1 protein-coding gene is annotated in these 936 nt (G+C 49.0%); it reads left to right on the plus strand.

Annotated elements, in window-relative coordinates; genetic code table 11:
* The first annotated feature begins 70 nt into the window (after positions 1–70).
* Complete coding sequence (locus B3209_RS00480; protein WP_296689298.1) at positions 71–844, plus strand: phage late control D family protein; 774 nt, start codon at positions 71–73, stop codon at positions 842–844.
* Positions 845–936: the final 92 nt, after the last annotated feature.

Below are 936 nucleotides of genomic sequence, written 5' to 3' on the forward strand. Positions count from 1 at the left end.
TATTAACTAAATCGCCAAGCCCTTGTATAATGCATTACATATAAAAAGACAAAACAAGAGGTATTGGAAAATGCCAGGAGAGAACAGAACACTTACGCCGGTCTGGATAGCGTATGTTGACGGCAGACGCCTTGGCACAGGCTACGAGGGCGCGCTGAAAAGAATCCATATACATGACAGGCTGAACTTTGCCGGGACTACGAGCATTTTGTTCGGAAGTTCACCTTTGGACTTTTGCAACGACGGCATATTCACAACAGGAAGCGAGGTTTCTATACATCTTGGATATAAAGATGACGTACATGAGGTTTTTGCCGGCGAGGTTACAGGATTTGCGCCGCGGCTTGATGAATGCAGCGCTCCCCTGACGGAGGTAAAAATACATTCAAAGCTCCTCAGGCTAAACAAGGGGGCAAGATGCGCATCGTTTGAGCACAAGACGCCAGCAGGCATAATCAGGGACATAGTGTCAGCGTATAATCTGAATGCCGACGTGGAGGATTTCGGACCTGAATACAGCTATATTGAGCAGAAAAATTTCACTGATTATGGCTACATCATGTACCTGGCGGGCAAATACGGAAAGACAGTCTACTGCCACGGAAACACTGTCTACGTAAAGACAGAGATAACACCGACAGATGACGATGTGGTCCTTGAATGGGGAAAGTCCCTGATTTCAGCAAGGACAAAGACAGACCTTGCCGCACAGCTCTCCGCGGTAACTGCGACAGGCTGGGACATGAAGGAAATGCGCAGGCTTCACTGCGACAGCCACGATGAAGGATGTGCCTCTGAAGATCGGCGGAGAATATTGCTGGGAGGACAATGCAAAAGGCTATGATCCCCATAAGGTTGAGCAGCTATGCTCCGGGAGCTTTACAGACGGGAAGAACGCCATGGAGGTTGCGAGAAGCGTTCTTCTGGGCAGGTCGA

It is taken from the genome of Treponema sp. UBA6852 (assembly GCA_002449305.1).
Lineage (GTDB): Bacteria > Spirochaetota > Spirochaetia > Treponematales > Treponemataceae > Treponema_D.